13 protein-coding genes are annotated in these 15,128 nt (G+C 71.8%); 9 read left to right on the forward strand and 4 right to left on the reverse strand.

The genetic code is table 11. The features are described 5' to 3' along the window. The first annotated feature begins 67 nt into the window (after positions 1-67). The 3 genes from FDO69_RS08830 to FDO69_RS08840 are packed head-to-tail and all read left to right on the forward strand — an operon-like array spanning position 68 to position 3,542. A complete protein-coding gene (locus tag FDO69_RS08830; RefSeq protein ID WP_104779172.1) occupies positions 68-1,051 on the forward strand; it encodes an NTP transferase domain-containing protein in 984 nt (327 codons plus the stop codon). Next, a complete protein-coding gene (locus FDO69_RS08835) occupies positions 1,048-2,436 on the forward strand; it encodes a molybdopterin molybdotransferase MoeA (protein WP_104779173.1) in 1,389 nt (462 codons plus the stop codon). Before FDO69_RS08830 ends, FDO69_RS08835 begins: the two co-directional genes overlap by 4 nt. After that, a complete protein-coding gene (locus tag FDO69_RS08840; protein ID WP_104779174.1) occupies positions 2,433-3,542 on the forward strand; it encodes a potassium channel family protein in 1,110 nt (369 codons plus the stop codon). The genes FDO69_RS08835 and FDO69_RS08840 overlap by 4 nt, the downstream gene beginning before the upstream one ends. 100 nt (positions 3,543-3,642) lie before the next feature. Here FDO69_RS08840 and FDO69_RS08845 read toward each other — a convergent pair whose 3' ends face one another. Next, positions 3,643-4,491 (reverse strand): ABC transporter permease, encoded by an 849-nt coding sequence (locus tag FDO69_RS08845; RefSeq protein WP_104779175.1) that lies wholly within the window; start codon positions 4,489-4,491, stop codon positions 3,643-3,645. Beyond that, positions 4,488-5,507 carry an ATP-binding cassette domain-containing protein gene (locus FDO69_RS08850; RefSeq protein ID WP_104779176.1) on the reverse strand — a complete coding sequence of 340 codons (1,020 nt, stop codon included), beginning with the start codon at positions 5,505-5,507 and terminating at the stop codon, positions 4,488-4,490. The genes FDO69_RS08845 and FDO69_RS08850 overlap by 4 nt, the downstream gene beginning before the upstream one ends. Before the next feature lie 170 nt (positions 5,508-5,677). On the opposite strand from FDO69_RS08850, the gene FDO69_RS08855 reads away from it, so the two are divergent. Further along, positions 5,678-6,667 carry an NAD(P)H-quinone oxidoreductase gene (locus FDO69_RS08855; RefSeq protein WP_104779177.1) on the forward strand — a complete coding sequence of 330 codons (990 nt, stop codon included), beginning with the start codon at positions 5,678-5,680 and terminating at the stop codon, positions 6,665-6,667. A gap of 172 nt (positions 6,668-6,839) precedes the next feature. Here the strand turns inward: FDO69_RS08855 and FDO69_RS08860 are convergent, their stop codons facing one another. Then, entirely contained in the window at positions 6,840-7,520 is a 681-nt protein-coding gene (locus FDO69_RS08860; RefSeq protein WP_104779178.1) for a hypothetical protein, read from the reverse strand. Between the two features lie 137 nt (positions 7,521-7,657). Between FDO69_RS08860 and FDO69_RS08865 the strand changes: the two genes are divergently transcribed. Together FDO69_RS08865 and FDO69_RS08870 are read left to right on the forward strand one after the other, a co-directional pair. After that, positions 7,658-8,227, forward strand: a complete 570-nt coding sequence (locus FDO69_RS08865) for a PadR family transcriptional regulator (RefSeq protein ID WP_104779179.1) — start codon at positions 7,658-7,660, stop codon at positions 8,225-8,227. An 85-nt stretch (positions 8,228-8,312) separates the two neighbouring features. Next, the gene (locus FDO69_RS08870; protein ID WP_104779180.1) at positions 8,313-8,852 is read left to right on the forward strand and encodes a bacterial proteasome activator family protein; all 540 of its coding nucleotides are present in this window, start codon (positions 8,313-8,315) and stop codon (positions 8,850-8,852) included. A gap of 74 nt (positions 8,853-8,926) precedes the next feature. Here FDO69_RS08870 and FDO69_RS08875 read toward each other — a convergent pair whose 3' ends face one another. After that, complete coding sequence (locus tag FDO69_RS08875; RefSeq protein ID WP_104779181.1) at positions 8,927-10,567, reverse strand: protein kinase domain-containing protein; 1,641 nt, start codon at positions 10,565-10,567, stop codon at positions 8,927-8,929. 357 nt (positions 10,568-10,924) lie between these two features. Here FDO69_RS08875 and FDO69_RS08880 point away from each other — a divergent pair, with 357 nt between their 5' ends. From FDO69_RS08880 to FDO69_RS08890, 3 genes are all read left to right on the forward strand, one after another. Beyond that, complete coding sequence (locus tag FDO69_RS08880; RefSeq protein WP_104779182.1) at positions 10,925-12,520, forward strand: protein kinase domain-containing protein; 1,596 nt, start codon at positions 10,925-10,927, stop codon at positions 12,518-12,520. A gap of 425 nt (positions 12,521-12,945) precedes the next feature. Continuing rightward, positions 12,946-14,142: a pyruvate dehydrogenase (acetyl-transferring) E1 component subunit alpha gene (gene pdhA, locus FDO69_RS08885; protein WP_104779183.1), complete on the forward strand. Its 1,197-nt coding sequence runs from the start codon at positions 12,946-12,948 to the stop codon at positions 14,140-14,142. 1 nt (position 14,143) lies between these two features. Then, positions 14,144-15,121 carry an alpha-ketoacid dehydrogenase subunit beta gene (locus FDO69_RS08890; RefSeq protein ID WP_104779184.1) on the forward strand — a complete coding sequence of 326 codons (978 nt, stop codon included), beginning with the start codon at positions 14,144-14,146 and terminating at the stop codon, positions 15,119-15,121. Positions 15,122-15,128: the final 7 nt, after the last annotated feature.

The following is a 15,128-nucleotide window of genomic DNA, read 5'->3' on the forward strand; positions in this document are numbered from 1 at the left end:
CTGGTGTTCGTGATCGCGTCGCTTCCCCCGCGTTCCGTGTGATCGCGGGGGCACGCATACTCGGGGGGTGACCGCCTACGAGTCCCCCGGTGAACCGGGCGCCGCCACCGGCCCCGCGCACGGAGCCGGTCCCGCCCGGTTTGACGCCGTCGTACTCGCCGGCGGTGCCGCCCGGCGCCTGGGCGGCACGGACAAACCCGGTGTGCGGGTGGGCGGACGGCCCCTGCTCGACCGGGTGCTCGCGGCCTGCGCCACCGCCCGCACCACCGTCGTCGTCGCCGTGCCCCGCCCGACCGCACGGCCCGTGACCTGGGCCCGCGAGGACCCGCCCGGCGGCGGACCGCTCGCCGCGCTCGACGCCGGGCTCCGCCACACCGCCGCCGAGCACGTCGCCGTGCTCTCCGCCGATCTGCCGTTCCTTCAGGAGCCGACCGTGGCCCGTCTGCTGGGCGCACTGCGGGCGAGCGGCTCCGACGGTGTGCTGCTGACCGACCCCCAAGGCCGTGACCAGCCGCTCGTGGCCGCCTACCGCGCGCCGCGGCTGCGCGAGGAGCTCGGGCGCCTCACCGACCGGCACGGCGCGCTCGCCGGTCTCCCCCTGCGGCGTCTCACCGCCGAGCTGAGTCTCACCCGTATCTCCGACCCCGTCGCGTCCTTCGACTGCGACACCTGGGACGACATCGCCACCGCCAGGGCACGTATCAGGGAGCATGGGCACGTGTTGGATGAATGGATTTCCGCCGTCAAGGACGAACTGGGGCTCGACCTCGATGTCGACACCCGCGGCCTGCTCGACCTCGCCCGCGACGCCGCCCACGGGGTGGCCCGGCCCGCGGCGCCGCTGACCACCTTCCTCGTCGGCTACGCGGCCGCGCAGGCGGGCGGAGGCCCCGAGGCGGTCGCCGAGGCAGCCCGCAAGGCCGCGGCCCTGGCCGAGCGCTGGGCGCAGGAGAGCACCTCCGAGGACGGGCCCTCCGCCGACGGCTCGCACCCCCCTCAGGGCGACCTGGCCCCCGACGCCACGCCCGACAGCCGCCCGGACGCCGGATGACCCCGCACGGCGCCCGTGCCGGTGAGGACGCCGAGGACCTCGACGTCGAGGAGGTGCTCGCCCTCGTGAGGAACAGCAACGGCGACCACCTGCCCGACCCCGCCGAGCGAGGCGGGACGGAGAGTGCCCACACCTCCCACCAGCCGGATCCTCCCCCGGGGCCCGACACCCACCACCGCGCCACCCCCTGGCCCGAGGCCCGGGCCCTGGCGGAGCGCGCCGGCCGCGACGCCGCCCGGGCCGCCCGTCGCGCCCCCGTCTCCGCGCCTCTCGACACCGCCCTCGGCCTGACCCTCGCCGTCCCGCTGGACGCCCTCACCGACCTCCCCTCCTTCGACACCTCCGCGATGGACGGCTGGGCGGTGTGCGGGCCCGCCCCCTGGCACGTACGGGACGAGGGCGTCCTCGCCGGGCACGCCGCGCCCGCGCCCCTCACCGACGGCGAGGCCGTGCGGATCGCCACCGGCGCCCGCATTCCCCCGGACGCCAGCGCCGTCCTGCGCAGCGAGCACGGCCGCACCGACGACAAGGGCCGCCTGTACGCGACCCGGGACGTCGTCCCGGGCCAGGACATCCGCCCGCGCGGCCAGGAGTGCCGCACCGGGGACCAGCTCCTCGCCGTCGGCACCCTCGTCACCCCGGCCGTCCTCGGGCTCGCGGCGGCGGCCGGCTACGACGCCGTCACCGCGGTCCCCCGCGCCCGAGTCGAAGTCCTGGTCCTCGGCGACGAGTTGCTCACCCAGGGCCTGCCGCACGACGGCCTCATCCGGGACGCGCTCGGCCCCATGCTGCCGCCCTGGCTGCGGGCGCTCGGCGCCGAGGTCATCGCCGTCCGGCGCATCCGTGACGACGCCGACGCCCTGCACGAGGCCGTCACCGCGTCCGGGGCCGATGTCATCCTCACCACCGGCGGTACCGCGGCGGGCCCCGTCGACCATGTGCACCCCACGCTGCGCCGGCTGGGCGCCGAACTCCTCGTGGACGGCGTCAAGGTGCGCCCGGGGCACCCCATGCTGCTGGCCCGCATCACACAGACCCAGCACCTCGTGGGCCTCCCGGGCAACCCGCTCGCCGCGGTCTCCGGCCTGCTGACGCTCGCCGAGCCCCTGTTGCGGATCCTCGCAGCGCGCCCGGCGCCCGAGCCGTACACGATGCCGCTCCGGGACGCCGTGCACGGGCACCCGCACGACACCCGGCTCGTCCCGGTCGTCCTGCGCGGCGACGAGGCCCTGCCGCTGCACTACAACGGCCCCGCCATGCTGCGCGGTATCGCGGCGGCCGACGCGCTGGCCGTGGTCCCGCCGGGCGGCGCCCGTCCGGGGCAGGAGACGGAACTGCTCGACGTGCCCTGGGCGTCCGGAGGAATCGGGGTGTGTTTCACGTGAAACTTCCGGGCCAGGACGCGATCGCCCGCCAGGCCGACGAACATCTGGTGACCTATCGGGTGAAACTCCCGAGGAAAGTGGTGGAGCACCCGATCCGCCAGGTCGCCAAGCGGCTCTCCATGGCGCTGTTCGTCCTCGTCCTGACCGCGCTGATCGTCTACGCCGACCGCGACGGCTACAACGACAACGCGGGTGGCGGCATCAGCCTCCTCGACGCGTTCTACTACGCGACCGTCACGCTCTCGACCACCGGCTACGGTGACATCACCCCGGCGAGCGAAAGCGCCCGGCTCACCAACATCCTCGTCATCACGCCCCTGCGTGTGCTGTTCCTGATCATCCTGGTCGGCACCACCCTCGAAGCCCTCACCGAACGCACCCGGGAGGAGTGGCGACTGACCCGCTGGAGGTCCACGTTGCGCGATCACACCGTCGTCATCGGCTTTGGCACGAAGGGCAGGTCGGCGATCCGGACCGTCTGCGCGACGGGTCTGAGGAAGGAGCAGGTCGTCGTGGTCGACCCCAGTTCCAAGGTGATCGACGCCGCGACCGCCGAGGGCTACGCGGGCATCGTCGGGGACGCGACCCGCAGCGAGGTACTGAAGCAGGCCGAGGTGCACAAGGCGCGCCAGATCATCATCGCGACCCAGCGCGACGACACCGCCGTCCTGGTGACGCTGACGGCACGCCAGCTCAACCGCGGGGCGAAGATCGTGGCCACCGTGCGGGAAGAGGAGAACGCCCCGCTGCTCAAGCAGTCGGGCGCGGACGCGGTCGTCACCAGCGCCAGTGCCGCCGGCCGGCTGCTCGGCCTGTCGGTGCTCAGCCCCTCCGCCGGCATGGTGATGGAGGACCTCATCCAGCAGGGCAGCGGCCTCGACATCGTGGAACGACCGGTGGTGAAGGGCGAGGTGGGCAAGACGCCGCGGGAGGTCGCCGACCTGGTGGTGAGCGTCATACGCGGTCACCGGGTCCTCGGCTACGACGATCCGTCCGTCGGACGGCTGGAGCTGACCGACCGCCTCATCACGATCGTGCGGAAGACCCCGGCCACCCAGATCGCGCCGGACATCCGCCCCATGCCCCCGATGCCCCGCAACAACTGACGGGCAGAGTGGCGGCCGCCCCGCACCTGTCCGGTGCGCGACGGCCGGCCGCCCCGCATCCGGTGCGCGACGGCCGGCCGGAAGCCCGGGTCGCGAAGTGCTACTTGCGGTTGTACAGCCGCATCGTGACCGGCCCGAAGACCAGCACGAACAGGGCCGCCCAGCCCAGCGACCAGGCGACCTCGTCGGCCGGCCAGTCGCCGCCCATCAGACCGCGCACCGCCGACGCCAGATGCGTGATGGGGCTGTTGTTCACGAACGCCTGCAGCCAGCCCGGCATGGTCTTCGGGTCCACGAACACGTTGGACAGGAAGGTGAGCGGGAAGATCACCATCATGCTGACGCCCATCACCGACTTCTCGGTGCGCAGCATCAGCCCGAACATCGTCCAGATCCACGAGAAGGCGAACGAGAAGGCCACCAGCAGGGCGATCCCGGCGAGCACACCGGCGACCCCGCCGTCCGGCCGGTAGCCGAGGATGATGCCGACGGTGAGCATCACGACCGACGCGATCGTGTACCGCAGGGCGTCACCGAGCAGATAGCCGACCATCGTGGACGGCCGCCAGATCGGCAGGCTGCGGAACCGGTCGAAGACGCCCTTCTCGATGTCGGTGTTCACGGAGACACCCGTGTACATCGTGATCATCACGACCGACATCACGAGGATGCCCGGCAGCAGGAACTGGATGTACTCCTCCGGCGAGCCGGCCAGCGCCCCGCCGAAGAGGTACGTGTACATCAGCACCATCATGATCGGGAACGCCGTGACGTCGAAGAGCTGCTCCGGCACGTGCTTGATCTTGAGGACCGCCCGCCAGCCGAAGGTCATCGAAGCCGACCACGCGCTGGGCCGCGGCGGCCGCTGCTCGGAGACGAGCAGCGCGGCGAGGGACTCGGCGCTGACCGGGGCGAGCTCTTTGCTCTCGGTGGTCGTCGCGGTGCTCATGCCGCCACCTCGTCCTTCGGGTCCTCGGAGGGCTGGGCGGTGTCGTGCGTGTCGTGCCCGGTGAGGGCGAGGAACACCTCGTCCAGGCTGGGCTGGCCCAGCGAGAAGTTGTCGACGGTGATCCCGGCGCGGGCCAGTTCGCCCAGGGCGCGGGCGGACTGCTCGGCCGCGGAGTCCTCGCCCGCCGCCGTACCGAGGCGGGCGGTGAGGGCGACCGGGTCGGGCTCCGGCTGCACCTGCGCGTCGAGGGCGCGGCGCAGCAGCTCGGCCGCGAGATCGCGCTGGTCGGGATCTCGGAGGCGCAGATGGACGGACCCGGCGCCGACGGACGACTTCAGCTCGCCCTTGGTGCCCTCGGCGATCACCTTGCCCCGGTCGATGACGGCGATCCGGGACGCCAGCTGGTCGGCCTCGTCCAGATACTGCGTGGTCAGCAGCACCGTGGTGCCCTGGGCGACGACGGCCCGCACGATGTCCCAGACCTGGTTGCGGCTGCGGGGGTCCAGGCCGGTGGTCGGCTCGTCGAGGAACAGCAGGTCGGGGGTGTTGAGGATGGACGCGGCGATGTCGATGCGGCGCCGCATGCCGCCCGAGTAGTGCTTGACCTGCTTCGCGGCCGCGTCGCTGAGCCCGAAGGCCTCCAGGAGCTGGGCGGCGCGCTCACGGGCGGCCTTCTTGTGGTGGCCGAGCAGCCGGCCCAGCAGGACCAGGTTCTCGGTGCCGGTGAGGTCCTCGTCGACCGAGGCGTACTGACCGGTGAGGCTCACCCGGCCGCGCACCTCGTCCGCCTCGCGGACGATGTCGTGACCGAAGACATGCGCTTCGCCGCCGTCCGGCCGCAGGAGTGTGGCGAGCATCTTCACGGTGGTGGTCTTGCCGGCGCCGTTCGGGCCGAGGACGCCGTAGACCGTGCCCGCGGGCACGGACAGGTCGACGCCGTCGACGGCCCTCGTCTCGCCGAACGTCTTCACCAGGCCCGCGGTCTCGATCGCCAGGCCGGACATCTGCGTGCTCATGCTTCGGGTCCTTCCGCGTGCTTGGGCTACGCACGGGAAGACCTTTACCGTCGCGCAAACTCATCGGTCGCGCCCATGGGTTTTCGCCGGGACCGGACCAATGGCGTACGGGCCGGGGGGCCGGGGACGGAGGGGACTCCGTCCGGGGACCGAGGGGTACCGTCCCTTGCATGCATGCGATCACGATTCCCGAACCTGGTGGGCCCGAGGCGCTGGTCTGGGACGAGGTCCCGGACCCCGTGCCCGGCGAGGGCGAGGTCCTGGTCGAGGTGGCGGCCGGTGCCGTCAACCGGGCCGACATCCTGCAGCGGCAGGGCTTCTACGAACCGCCGCCCGGCGCGTCCCCCTACCCCGGCCTGGAGTGCTCCGGGCGGATCGCCGCGATCGGCACCGGCGTCTCCGGCTGGAACGTCGGCGACGAGGTCTGCGCCCTGCTCTCCGGCGGCGGCTACGCCGAGAAGGTGGCCGTCCCGGCCGGGCAGTTGCTGCCCGTGCCCGAGGGCGTCGGCCTGACGCAGGCCGCGGCACTTCCCGAGGTGGCCTGCACCGTCTGGTCGAACGTCTTCATGATCGCCCATCTGCGGCCCGGCGAGACGCTCCTCGTGCACGGCGGCTCCAGCGGTATCGGCACGATGGCCATCCAGCTGGCCAAGGCCGTCGGCGCGCGGGTGGCCGTGACGGCCGGTACGAAGGAGAAGCTTCAGCGGTGCGCCGAGCTGGGCGCCGACATCCTGGTCAACTACCGCGAGCAGGACTTCGTGGAGGAGGTCAGGAAGGCGACGGACGGCGCCGGTGCCGACGTCATCCTGGACAACATGGGCGCCAAGTACCTGGAGCGCAACGTCAAGGCCCTCGCCGTCAACGGCCGGCTCGCGATCATCGGCATGCAGGGCGGTGTGAAGGGCGAGCTGAACATCGGTGCCCTGCTGGCCAAGCGGGCCGCCATCAGCGCGACGTCCCTGCGGGCCCGGCCCCGGGAGGAGAAGGCCGCCATCGTCGCGGCCGTACGCGAACACGTCTGGCCCCTGCTCGCGGGCGGCCACCTGCGCCCGGTCGTCGACCGTGAACTCCCGATGCGGGACGCCGCCGCCGCGCACCGGGTGGTGGAGGAGAGCGGCCACATCGGAAAGGTGCTGCTGATCGCACCCCAGGGAGCCTGACACCCGCCAGGCTCGCCCCCAGGAGCTTGTGACGGATCTCCGCGGCGTCACGGCGCACGCCCACCGCACGCACCGAACGCCGATCCTTCTTCCACGGGGATCCGTCAGAAGCCCCGCCGATCGCCCGCACCGAACGCCGATCCTTCTTCCACGGAGATCCGTCAGAAGCCCCCTAGACCCGCCGCAGCCGCAGCGCCACGAATGCCAGGGCCAGTCCGAGGCCGATCAGGACCAGGCCGCTGCCCAGGGGCAGGATGCGCAGGACCTGGCCGACGGGGCGTTCTGCGGTCGCGGCCTCCCGTACGGACTGTTCCGACGGAGCAGCGGACACCGGGTCGGTCTCCCGCGGCTCCTCGGGGAGGGCCGTGGCGTCGGAGAGGCCCTGCTCCTGCTCTGCCTCCTCCGGCCGTCCCGGCCGCACCCGGCCCTCTCCTGCCCTGCTCCCGGCCCGCGAGGGCTCACCGGCGTCGGAAGGGGTCGCCCTGGCTGCCGCGGCCGACGAAGCCGCCCGGGCCGACGGAGCGGCCAGGGGTGACAGGGCGGACCGGGCCGAGGAAGCCGCCCGGGCCGAGGGGGTGGGCCGGGCCGACGAAGCCGTCCCGGACGACGCCGTCGGGCGGGAGGACGGAGTGGGCGGCGCGGACGGGGCCGATGAGGCGGGCCCGGGCGACGGGATGGCGAGGGTCCCGGCCCCCGCCTCCTCCGGCTCCGCCGAGGCCGCCGTGTCCGCCTCCTCGTCGTATGTGTGGACAGCCCCGTAGGACGGGACGGATCCGAAGGGTGAGACGGCCGCGCCGGCCCCCAGGGCGAGGACCAGTCCCGTCGCCCGCAGCGCGCGTAGCCATGGAGTCACGGGGGTGACCCCCTCCCGCCGCGCCCGGTAGGGCAGAAACGGCAAGTTCGGTCATATCGTGGCAAAAGCCTCACACCGCCTCGCGCTCCGGGCACTCCGGGTTCGGCCGACGGACGGAATCGCTGCACAATCCGGTTATGTCGATACGTCACGGGCTGCTGGCCCTGCTGGCGGCCGGCCCCCGCTACGGCTCCCGCCTGCGCACCGATTTCGAGGCCCGCACCGGCGGGACCTGGCCGCTGAACATCGGGCAGGTCTACACGACGCTCGGCCGCCTGCAACGGGACGGAATGGTCGCCCAGGACGACGTCGACACGGCCGGACGGACGCTGTACGCGCTCACCGAGGCCGGCCGCGCCGAACTGCGCTCCTGGTACGACCGCCCCGTGGAACGGGCCGGCCCGCCGCGCGACGAGCTGGCGATCAAGCTGGTGATGGCGCTCGGCGCGGACGGCGTCGACGTGCGGGAGGTCGTCGAGGCCCAGCGGCGGCATGTGGCGCGGGCACTGCACGACCATGTGCGCCTGCGGGCCGAGGCCCTGGCCCGGGCGCCGGAACACCCAGGGGAGCCGGCCCGGCTGCTGGTCCTGGAGCAGCTCGTCTTCCAGGACGAGGCCGAGGTCCGTTGGCTGGACCACTGCGAGGCCCGCCTGCTCCGGTTCACCCGCGAGGAGCAACCGCATCCGCCGGAGCAACCCGAAGCGTGACCGACTCGTCTCCTCCAGCGCGGTGGATCAGCCTCCTGTGGGGGCACCACGGAGGTGAGGTGCAGGCGTGCGACAGAATGGCGACATGGAGATGCCGAGGAACGAACGGTCGTCGGAGAACCCGCAGATCCTGGTCGTGGGCCAGGACGGCATGGCGCTCGGTGGCGGCGGCGCAGACGATGACTCCCGCGAGACCCCGGTCACGGAACAGGTGGAGCAGCCCGCGAAGGTCATGCGGATCGGCAGCATGATCAAGCAGCTGCTGGAGGAAGTGCGCGCGGCTCCCCTCGACGAGGCCAGCCGGGTCCGGCTCAAGGACATCCACGCCAGCTCGGTGAAGGAGCTGGAGGACGGTCTGGCGCCCGAGCTGGTCGAGGAGCTGGAGCGGCTCTCCCTGCCCTTCACGGACGAGACGACCCCCAGCGACTCGGAGCTGCGCATCGCGCAGGCCCAGCTCGTGGGGTGGCTGGAGGGGCTCTTCCACGGGATCCAGACGACGTTGTTCGCCCAGCAGATGGCGGCGCGTGCCCAGCTGGAGCAGATGCGCCGCGCCCTCCCGCCGGGAGTCGGCGACGGCCTCGACGAGCAGCACCCGGGCGGCCGGTCCGGCGGCCCTTACCTGTAGGCGGCCACAGGCCACGGAATGGACGAAGGGCCCGGCGGCCGAAGCCGCCGGGCCCTTCCGCGCATCGGGGGACCTCAGGAGGGCGGGTTGCCCGTCGAGACGCTGAGTTCGATCTCGGGCATGTCCTGGGGGTCGACGTCGGTGTCGGCGGACGGGAACTGGTTCATGACCGTGCCGTCGCCGTAGGTGTTCTCGTCGACCTTCTTCTCGTTCAGTTCCCAGCCGGCCGCCTGGAGACAGGCCTTGACCGACTTGATGTCCTTGAACTTGAAGTCCGGGACCTGGATCTTGTCGGGGTCGTTGTACGACTCCCGCGGCTCCGTGCACTCCTCGGTGTCGATCGTCTTCGAGGTGTCCGGGCCGCGGTAGCCGGGCTTCTTCTCCGCGGAGGCCGAGGCGCTCGGGTTGCCGCCGCCCTTGTCGTCCTCGCCGCCGCCGTTCAGCAGCAGCGCCGTGACGAGACCGCCGACGGCGACGACGGACACGATGACCGAGCCGATGATCACCGGCTTGTTGTTCCGGCCGCCGCCGGAGGAGGTGGCCGCGGTCTGGGGCGACAGGTTGTACGGCGGCGGCGTCGACGGGCCGGGCTGCGGGGAGTACCCCGCCGGTGAGGGCGTCTGGTAACCGCCCTGCTGCGGATAGCCGTACGCCGGGTTCGGCCCCGTCGGGGCGGGCGTGCCGTACGGGTTCGGGGGCGGGGTCGGCTGGTACGGCGTCTGCACCTGGCCCGAGGGCGCCGGGGTCGCCTGGTCGACCGGCGGGAACACGGCCGAGCCGACGCCCGCGCCGCTGGGGGCCTGGGAGCCCGGGACGATGCTCGGCGGCGCGGCCTGGAAGGAGGCCGCCACCCGCAGGCACTCGTCGCGCATGGCCTCGGCGCTGGGGAAGCGCTCGTTCGGGTTCTTCTTCAGCGCGCGGGCGATCAGCGCGTCCACGGCCGGGGGCAGGGAGCGGTTGACCGAGGACGGAACCGGCGGTTCCTCCTGGACGTGCGCGTACGCGATGGCCAGCGGTGAGTCCGCCTCGAACGGCAACCGCCCGGTGACCAGTTGGAACAGCATGATGCCGACCGAGTACAGGTCGGAGCGGGCGTCCACACCGCGGCCGAGGGCCTGCTCCGGCGAGAGGTACTGCGGGGTTCCGACGACCATGCCGGTCTGCGTCATCGACGTCACACCGGACTGCATGGCGCGCGCGATGCCGAAGTCCATCACCTTGACCACGGCGCGCTTGGTCATCATCACGTTGCCCGGCTTGATGTCGCGGTGGACCAGGCCCATCTCGTGGCTGATCTCCAGCGCGGCCAGCACGTCCGCCGTGATCTTCAGCGCCTTGTCGGCGGGCATCGCGCCCTGCTGCCGCACGTCCTCGTCGAGGACCGAGCCGAGCGGGCGGCCCTCGACGTACTCCATGACGATGTACGGCGTCGTCATGCCGTCGAGGGTGTCCTCGCCGGTGTCGAAGACCGACACGATGTTGGTGTGCGTGAGCTTGGCCACGGCCTGGGCCTCACGGCGGAACCGCTCGCGGAAGGCCTGTTCCCGTCCGAGATCCGTGTGAAGTGTCTTGATCGCGACCTGCCGGTCGAGCACGCTGTCGTACGCGAGGTGCACCGAGGCCATGCCGCCCTGGCCGAGGAGGTCACGCAGCTGATAGCGGCCACCGGCGAGCGCCCGTCCCGCGTACTGGCCCTGTGCGCCGTCCTGGCTCATGTTCCGTTTCCCCCGTAGCCCTTGAGGCGCCGCCGACTTGCGCTGATCCGCCGCGGATCCGTCGTTGATCCAAACCGCCATTCCCGGCCAAGTCTGCCCCAGGGCACCGACACGTCAAGCTCGGTGCCCGTTCCGTGACCGTACGCGAAAGAAGCGTCGCGGAAGCGTTACCGGGGGCGTACGGGCGGGACACAGAATTTGCACGACGGTAAGGAGTGAAGGTTTCATGGCCGGTCCGTCTCGTGCCGGTCCCGGGGCCCCTTCTCGGGCCGGAGGCTTGCGCGGAGGCTGTAGCGTGGCCGACGGAGACCGTAACAACACCGCGCGCACCGCGGGCAGAAACGACGGCGAGGACTGATGGCACAGCAGCAGCGCGCTCAGGGCCCGTCCGACCCCGAGGGCACTGGCGGCGGCATGTCGGAGGCGCCGGAGTCCTGGGGGAACGGCGGACTGGTCGGGGACGGCCGGTACCGGCTGACCCGCAGACTCGGCCGGGGCGGCATGGCCGAGGTGTTCGCAGCCGAGGACGTCCGTCTCGGACGCACCGTCGCGGTCAAGCTGCTCCGCTCCGACCTCGCCGAGGACCCGGTCTCCAAGGCGCGCTTCACGCGCGAGGCCCAGTCGGTGGCCGGTCTCAACCACCACTCGATCGTCGCCGTGTACGACTCCGGCGAGGACTTCGTCGGCGGCCAGTCCGTGCCGTACATCGTCATGGAGATCGTCGAGGGCCGCACCATCCGCGACCTCCTGCTCAACGCGGAGGCGCCCGGTCCCGAGCAGGCGCTGATCATCGTCTCGGGCGTCCTGGAGGCGCTCGCCTACTCGCACCAGCACGGCATCGTGCACCGCGACATCAAGCCCGCCAACGTCATCATCACGCACAACGGTGCGGTGAAGGTGATGGACTTCGGCATCGCCCGCGCCCTGCACGGCGCGTCCACGACGATGACGCAGACCGGCATGGTCATGGGCACCCCGCAGTACCTCTCCCCCGAGCAGGCGCTCGGCAAGGCCGTCGACCACCGTTCCGACCTCTACGCCACGGGCTGCCTGCTCTACGAACTCCTCGCGCTGCGCCCGCCCTTCACCGGCGAGACCCCGCTGTCCGTGGTCTACCAGCACGTCCAGGACATCCCCACGCCGCCGTCCCAGACCTCCGACGCCTGCCCGCCGGAGCTGGACGGCCTGGTCATGCGCTCCCTGGCCAAGGAGCCCGACGACCGCTTCCAGACGGCGGAGGAGATGCGCGGGCTGGTCCAGTACGCGCTCCAGATGCTCTACGACCAGGGCGGCCACACCGGCACCTGGAACACCGGCCCGGTCGACACGCACGAGGGCCGGAACACCCCGGCGGGCGGCTTCGCCGGTGCGACGGCCGTGATGGGACACCCCGGGGACGTCTCCGGCACCGCGCAGATCCCCTCGCAGATCCTGCCCGGCGGTTACGGCGGCGGGGACGAAGGCGGCTTCGAGGGCCACGGCAACAAGGGCAGCGGCCGCGGCAAGCTCTGGATCCTCGCCGTGCTCGCGGTGATCGCCATCGCCGCGGGCGTCGCCCTGGCGCTGCAGAACACCGGCGGCGACAAGGACGGCCCGAGCAAGGAGCAGAAGCCGACCACCTCGCAGACCAAAGAGAAGGAAACGCCCAGCGAGACCCCGAGCGACGACGACACCGGCGAGCCGACCGACACGGAGACGGACACGGGAACCGGCACCGGCTCGGGCAACGGCAACTGGACGCCGACCTACAAGCCGTCCCCCACGCTGTCGCAGAGTGCTCCCGCATCGCCCACCGGCGAGCCGACGGACAACCCGACCAGCGCGGAGCCGACCGGCGAACCGACGGACGAGGAGCCCACGGACCCGGGCACCCCGACCGACGACACGGGCGGCGCCGACGGTGGCGGCACCACGGAGGGCATCGTGGGGGGCGCGGGCGGCGGCGAAGGCTGATCCCGCTGCTCAGCAGCACGATTCACGCGCGCGTGGGACCCGGGGACGGGGCCCACGCGCGCGGGCCGTTTCGGGCACGCCGAAAAGAGGACTCTTCCCGTGACCTGGGTCACCGGGTTAACGTGCGGTTGCTCCGGCCTCCTGCAAGGCTGTGACCAGGGCCCCTTCCCAGCCTTCCCGATTTACTTGGATATCCAAGCAAAATCGCAGGTCAGGTGGGGTTTCACAGAAATGTGGCGCACTGGGTAACGTGCTTTCTGCAGGGCGCTCGCCGGGGCACCTGTCACGCCTGTTCCCGGCCGAGCGGCACCCACCCCGTGCCCCGGTGTCGAGAACAGGTGAGCCGCTCCCCCAAGCTCAAAAGAGCAGGGGGGACCCCCAGGCCTACCGGCAACCCCGTGGCCCGGACCGACGGAGGAGCACACGTGACCGTGGAGAGCACTGCCGCGCGCACACCGCGACGCAGCGCCGGAAGCAAGGCCGGCACCACCGGCACCAAGCGCACCACCCGCACGCCTGCCAAGAAGGACGCCAAGAGCACCGAGCCCCAGCTCGTGCAGCTGCTGACGCCCGAGGGCAAGCGCGTCAAGAACGCCGAGTACGACAAGTACGTCGCCGGTATCACTCCGGAAGAGCTCCGCGGCCTCTACCGCGACATGGTGCTCACCCGCCGCTTCGACGCCGAGGCCACCTCCCTGCAGCGCCAGGGAGAGCTGGGCCTGTGGGCGTCGCTGCTCGGCCAGGAGGCCGCCCAGATCGGGTCCGGCCGGGCCACCCGGGACGACGACTACGTCTTCCCGACCTACCGCGAGCACGGCGTGGCCTGGTGCCGCGGCGTCGACCCGGCCAACCTGCTCGGGATGTTCCGCGGTGTGAACAACGGCGGCTGGGACCCCAACAGCAACAACTTCCAGCTGTACACGATCGTCATCGGCTCCCAGACGCTGCACGCCACCGGCTACGCGATGGGCGTCGCCAAGGACGGCGCCGACAGCGCGGTGATCGCCTACTTCGGCGACGGCGCCTCCAGCCAGGGCGACGTGGCCGAGTCCTTCACCTTCTCCGCGGTGTACAACGCCCCGGTCGTGTTCTTCTGCCAGAACAACCAGTGGGCCATCTCCGAGCCGACCGAGAAGCAGTCCCGCGTGCCGATCTACCAGCGCGCCCAGGGCTTCGGCTTCCCGGGCGTCCGGGTGGACGGCAACGACGTGCTCGGTGTCCTCGCGGTCACCCGGTGGGCCCTGGAGCGGGCCCGCACCGGCGAGGGCCCGACCCTCGTCGAGGCGTTCACCTACCGCATGGGCGCCCACACCACCTCCGACGACCCGACCCGCTACCGGGGCGACGAGGAGCGCCAGGCCTGGGAGGCCAAGGACCCGATCCTGCGCCTTCGCCGGTACCTGGAGGCCTCAAACCACGCGGACGAGGGTTTCTTCGCGGAACTGGAGACCGAGTCCGAGGCGTTGGGCAAACGAGTGCGCGAGGCGGTCCGTTCCATGCCGGACCCGGACCACTTCGCGATCTTCGAGAACGCCTATGCGGACGGACACGCGCTCGTCGACGAGGAGCGCGCCCAGTTCGCCGCGTACCAGGCGTCGTTCGCCGACGAGGGGGGTAACTGAGATGGCCGACAAGATGGCACTGGCCAAGGCGATCAACGAGTCGCTGCGCCACGCCCTGGAGTCCGACCCCAAGGTCCTGATCATGGGCGAGGACGTCGGCAAGCTCGGCGGCGTCTTCCGGGTGACGGACGGCCTGCAGAAGGACTTCGGCGAGAGCCGCGTCATCGACACCCCGCTCGCCGAGTCGGGCATCGTCGGCACGGCGATCGGCCTGGCCCTGCGCGGCTACCGCCCGGTGGTGGAGATCCAGTTCGACGGCTTCGTCTTCCCGGCGTACGACCAGATCGTCACGCAGCTCGCGAAGATGCACGCCCGCTCGCTGGGCAAGGTCAAGCTCCCGGTCGTCGTGCGCATCCCCTACGGCGGCGGCATCGGCGCGGTCGAGCACCACTCGGAGTCCCCCGAGTCGCTCTTCGCGCACGTGGCGGGCCTGAAGGTGGTCAGCCCGTCGAACGCGTCGGACGCGTACTGGATGATGCAGCAGGCCATCCAGAGTGACGACCCGGTGATCTTCTTCGAGCCCAAGCGCCGCTACTGGGACAAGGGCGAGGTCAACGCGGAGGCGATCCCTGGCCCGCTGCACAAGGCCCAGGTGGTCCGCGAGGGCACCGACCTGACCCTGGCCGCCTACGGCCCGATGGTGAAGCTCTGTCAGGAGGTGGCCGACGCCGCCGCCGAGGAGGGCAAGAACCTGGAGGTCCTGGACCTGCGCTCGGTCTCCCCGCTCGACTTCGACTCGATCCAGGCGTCGGTGGAGAAGACCCGCCGCCTGGTCGTCGTCCACGAGGCCCCGGTGTTCTTCGGGTCGGGCGCGGAGATCGCCGCGCGGATCACGGAGCGCTGCTTCTACCACCTGGAGGCCCCGGTGCTCCGGGTCGGCGGCTACCACGCGCCGTACCCGCCGGCCCGCCTGGAGGAGGAGTACCTGCCGAACCTGGACCGGGTACTGGACGCCGTCGACCGCTCGCTGGCGTACTGAGGAGAGG

This window comes from Streptomyces tibetensis, assembly GCF_007655005.1.
Lineage (GTDB): Bacteria > Actinomycetota > Actinomycetes > Streptomycetales > Streptomycetaceae > Streptomyces > Streptomyces tibetensis.

Bases quoted from the DNA above. Each gene is read 5' to 3' on its own strand.
- FDO69_RS08890 (WP_104779184.1), top strand. From the start codon at position 14,144: ATGGCCGACAAGATGGCACTGGCCAAGGCGATCAACGAGTCGCTGCGC.
- FDO69_RS08865 (WP_104779179.1), top strand. From the start codon at position 7,658: ATGTCGATACGTCACGGGCTGCTGGCCCTGCTGGCGGCCGGCCCCCGC.
- FDO69_RS08850 (WP_104779176.1), bottom strand. From the start codon at position 5,507: ATGAGCACGCAGATGTCCGGCCTGGCGATCGAGACCGCGGGCCTGGTG.
- FDO69_RS08880 (WP_104779182.1), top strand. From the start codon at position 10,925: ATGGCACAGCAGCAGCGCGCTCAGGGCCCGTCCGACCCCGAGGGCACT.
- FDO69_RS08845 (WP_104779175.1), bottom strand. From the start codon at position 4,491: ATGAGCACCGCGACGACCACCGAGAGCAAAGAGCTCGCCCCGGTCAGC.
- FDO69_RS08835 (WP_104779173.1), top strand. From the start codon at position 1,048: ATGACCCCGCACGGCGCCCGTGCCGGTGAGGACGCCGAGGACCTCGAC.
- FDO69_RS08855 (WP_104779177.1), top strand. From the start codon at position 5,678: ATGCATGCGATCACGATTCCCGAACCTGGTGGGCCCGAGGCGCTGGTC.
- FDO69_RS08870 (WP_104779180.1), top strand. From the start codon at position 8,313: ATGGAGATGCCGAGGAACGAACGGTCGTCGGAGAACCCGCAGATCCTG.
- FDO69_RS08875 (WP_104779181.1), bottom strand. From the start codon at position 10,567: ATGAGCCAGGACGGCGCACAGGGCCAGTACGCGGGACGGGCGCTCGCC.